This is a genomic window from Thermodesulfobacteriota bacterium (genome assembly GCA_040753795.1).
GTDB lineage: Bacteria > Desulfobacterota > Desulfobacteria > Desulfobacterales > Desulfosudaceae > JBFMDX01.
Map to the genome: position 1 here is coordinate 1 of JBFMDX010000040.1, position 3,918 is coordinate 3,918.

Consider the following 3,918-nt stretch of genomic DNA (forward strand, 5'->3'; position numbering starts at 1 on the left):
GCTTACTTGAACAATGTTATTATGTGGAATTTCTCGATTACAACCCCTTGCGATATAATTAACAATAACATTGATCAATTACAAGCGATTTATGCGAGACCAGTCGCATTAAACAAGAAACATCAATTCAGATAGTTAAACAGCTATTTTCATAGCCGCTATTTTTTTGGATTCTTCTTTTCGTGCCGATTTGGAATGTTCGGCGGAAATTCTCGATAATTCATAAATTGTATTATCAATGCATTGTTCAGATTCCAGGATGAACAGTATTTCACGCACAGGCAGGTTTCCGGGGGCAGGCGCCGGTCAGCCGGTCCGGTCCGATTCCATTCGCGCCACTTTCCCCTGGGACAGATACAGCACACGGGTGACCGATTCCGGGATTTCCTCGGGGTGATGGCTGACGATGACCAGGGTGGTCCGTTTCAGCCGGCAGAGGTAATTGAGAGTATCGAGGATAAACCGGCGGGTGCCGGCGTCAAGGGAGGAACAGGGTTCATCGAGGAGCAGCAGGGGCGGGTCCTTGACCAGGGCCCGGGCCAGGAGGACCAGCCGCTGCCGGGCCGGGGTCAGCAGGCCCAGGGGGGTGCCGGCCAGTTCCGCGATCCCCAGGCTTTGCATCCAGTCCAGGGCATATTGCTCCTGGGCGGGGCTGTAGCTCCCGAAGCAACCGATGGTGTCGGTGAACCCGGACAGGACAACCTGCCGGCAGGGCGTTGATCCGGGATAACGGGCCTGAAGGTCCGGTGAAAGATAACCGATGTCGGCCCGGACATCCCAGATGGTCTCGCCCGTTCCCCGCCGGCGGCCCATAACGCGGACGTCGTTGGCATAGCACTGGGGGTTGTCGCCCATGATCAGGGAAAGCAGGGTGGATTTGCCGGCGCCGTTGGGACCGAGAAGGGCCCAGTTCTCACCGGGACGCACGGTCCAGGAAACGTTGTCAAGAATCACGGCGGCACCATACCGGACCGTGGCGCTGGTGACGGCAAACAGGGGCGTTTCCCCGCGGCCGCCGGAAGAACCGGGCGAACGGAGGCGCAGGGGGCCGGGAAAAACCCGCTCCGGCAACTCCAGCCCCTCCGTCCGGAGGGGCGCGGGATCGGCCGGGACCCGGCTCATGTCCGGCGGCCGGGGCATTTGACGGACGATCCGGCCGCCGGCGACCTGGACCAGGTGGGTGATGCCGGAAGGAAGTTCCCGGGGCCTGGGCGTGGCGATCACCAGGGTCGGTCCGCCGGGATCGGCCATGAGCTGGTCCAGGCATTGCCGGAGGCTTTCCCGGAAATCCGCGTCCAGGCCGCTGAAGGGGTCGTCCAGGAGCAGCAGCCGGGGCGCCTTCATCAGGGCCCGGGCCAGGAGCAGTTTCTTGCCTTCGCCGCTGGACAGGTGCAGGACTTTGCGGTCCAGCAGGTAATCAATTTCCAGCAAGCCCGTGACATATTGCCGCCGGGCCTGCCACCCGGCCGGGTCCGGCAGGGGTCCGTCCACCTGAAAAGCCAGGCGGCTTTCAACGCTCCGGGGGCACAGCAATTCGGCGGCGGTCGGGCACAGGTCTCCTTCAAAGCTCTGCCAGCGGGCCTGGGCATAAGCGGCATGACGGCCGATCAGGCCGTGACCGGACTCCAGGGATACCACGGCTCCGGCCGTTGCGGCCGGATCGGTTGCCGATACGGTCTCTTCCGGAAACGTGAAAAAGGCCAGGCGGCCGGACACCACCGGAATTTCACGACAGAGAATATTCAGGAGCGTGGATTTGCCGGCCCCGCTTTCTCCGGTGACGGCCCAGTGTTCTCCCGCGCGGATCGTCCAGTCCGTATTTTCAAACACCGGCCGGCCGCACCGCAGGGCGGTGACGTTCTCCATGAGAGCCACGGGCGGTCTGGGAGCCGGGTTTCGCGGATATTTCTCGTTCAGCGCTGCGTTCATGCCCTGCTTTTTAGCACCAGGGGTGGTAAAACTTCAAGAGCGGCGTCCGAACGCAGTTTGGACAAAGGATGAATCACCCACCCGCTTGCTGAAAATTGACATAAAAAACCGGCCATGATAACCAGCAGAATAACCCCCAAACATCTCCGTGAGGCATCCATGGAATTCAGGATAAAATCCGTCATCGTTCTTTTACTGGCCGTGATCGCTTCGGCAGCGGTCGTCCGGGCCCCCTTTGCGAAGTCGGCCTCCGCCACCCTTTCCAACTCTGTCCAGTCGGTCACCACGTCCTCAACCAGCGGCAGGATCAACGAGCATTACTCCTATGAAGGCCTTGAGGTGAATCGGGGGTCTTATCAATCCCGCAAGTACGGCGGCCGCGTTTTTTCCTGCACCTTCACCGGCAAAATCAATAGCACCACCCATACCGAGAAGCGAAACGTGAAGATCATATTTACCGCCCTGAATAATTTTAAAGAACCGCTCTGGGAAACCACCATCTCCATCAATGCCCTTCCGGCGTTTGGAACCCACGAATTTTCCGAAAAGATCACCTGCCAGGAGCGAGATCCGTTCTTCTGGGAAATAGCCGTCATCGAAGCAGAGCCTTCCGGCAAAGAGAAGTGATGCCATTGGCACGGCTTCACCCGTGCGATCGGCCTCACATAACGGCAAGACGATTTGACTATCCGTCAGGAGACAATCAGGGAAATGGTCGGCCCCACGGAAAACCGCAGGGGCTGGTCGGTGGAATAGACATCGCCGTCGATCATCCAGGGAATCGGCTCCAGGGGTTCCAGCGTCATCTCGGCGGCAATGCCGTTGTAATACAGTTTCGGATGCGTAAAATCCCTGCCCAGCCAGATGGCGGGCACCTTGGGCACCAGGCCGGCCGGCGTGACGGCGCCGGCAAACAGGTGAAAATGGCCGGGCTTTTCATAGGCCCGGGGAGTGGGCGTGAAGCCCAGGCCCAGTTCCCGGATGGTGCAGGCCAGAATATACAGGTACTCGTCCTGGGGGATTTCCCGACCGTCCACCGTCATCCGGCATTTGATGGGACTGAATATCTTCCGGTTATAGCCGGTGCGGCATACGGCGCTGAAGATCATCTGGGCCACCATGCCGGCGGCATGGACCGGGCCGGGCTTTTTGGCCGAATAATAGACCTGCAGGAAACGGGCGACCACGCCGGCGCCGGTCATGAACCCGTAGCGGTCGTTGACTCTCATGGTGGGCTGATCAAAGTATCCGAATGACCCGCCGGCAACATGGGTTTTGACAATATGCCCCAGGATCTCGGTGGATTTGCCTTTAAACTTGATGGACTTGGACACCGTGTTCATGGTGCCGCAGCGCAGGAAGCCGAATTTCGGCAGGGGCTGGTCCCCGTACACCTCGGCCAGAACGGAAATGACCTGGTGCAGGGTGCCGTCGCCGCCGCTGACCGCGATGATGTCGACATTTTTTTTATGGAAATCCTGCACGGCCCGGACCAGGCTCTCCTTGTCGTCGGTGCGGACGAACTGGCCGTGATCGCCCAGGATGCCCCGCAATTCGTCTTCCAGGCGGGGATTCTTCTTGTTCTTGCCGGCATAGGGGTTGAAGATAAGACCGATTCCGCTCATGGCTCCCATCCAATCATTATGATTGTTGTCATTTGTAATTGAACGACGGTTTTTCAACCTATGCCAGAAAGACCCGGCCCTGTCAATTAATACCTTGTTCCTCCGATACAGGCGTGCATTTTCCCGGCAGGGGCGACCCGCCAGTCGCCTCTGCGGATGAGCAGTCACAAGGATTGCCCTACTGTCAGGTCAACGGAAAAGTGTTGTCATGCTTTTTGAGAAACAGCCCTGTGTAGCGGAAGGCTTTACAGGCTGTCTCGCAGCCTTCCTATATATTTTTGACTTTTTGCGATCCGATTTCGTTAGTTGATCGCCTGCTCTTTGAAAATTTGTTTAAAACATCTCCGACGCCAGGCTTTTTTGC

Annotated in this window: 3 protein-coding genes; 1 reads left to right on the top strand and 2 read right to left on the bottom strand. The window is 58.4% G+C overall.

What is annotated here, in order from left to right; genetic code table 11:
* Positions 1-306 precede the first annotated feature (306 nt).
* Positions 307-1,929, bottom strand: coding sequence for an ATP-binding cassette domain-containing protein (locus AB1724_20385; GenBank protein MEW6080176.1), 1,623 nt, complete (start codon positions 1,927-1,929; stop codon positions 307-309).
* A 159-nt stretch (positions 1,930-2,088) separates the two neighbouring features.
* Between AB1724_20385 and AB1724_20390 the strand changes: the two genes are divergently transcribed.
* The gene (locus AB1724_20390) at positions 2,089-2,556 is read left to right on the top strand and encodes a hypothetical protein (GenBank protein ID MEW6080177.1); all 468 of its coding nucleotides are present in this window, start codon (positions 2,089-2,091) and stop codon (positions 2,554-2,556) included.
* Positions 2,557-2,621: 65 nt separating this feature from the next.
* Here the strand turns inward: AB1724_20390 and AB1724_20395 are convergent, their stop codons facing one another.
* Positions 2,622-3,554 (bottom strand): diacylglycerol kinase family protein, encoded by a 933-nt coding sequence (locus tag AB1724_20395; GenBank protein ID MEW6080178.1) that lies wholly within the window; start codon positions 3,552-3,554, stop codon positions 2,622-2,624.
* Positions 3,555-3,918 lie beyond the last annotated feature (364 nt).

What these genes read in the sequence shown, in the direction of transcription:
- AB1724_20385 (MEW6080176.1), bottom strand. Translation starts at nt 1,929, where the DNA reads ATGAACGCAGCGCTGAACGAGAAATATCCGCGAAACCCGGCTCCCAGA.
- AB1724_20390 (MEW6080177.1), top strand. Translation starts at nt 2,089, where the DNA reads ATGGAATTCAGGATAAAATCCGTCATCGTTCTTTTACTGGCCGTGATC.
- AB1724_20395 (MEW6080178.1), bottom strand. Translation starts at nt 3,554, where the DNA reads ATGAGCGGAATCGGTCTTATCTTCAACCCCTATGCCGGCAAGAACAAG.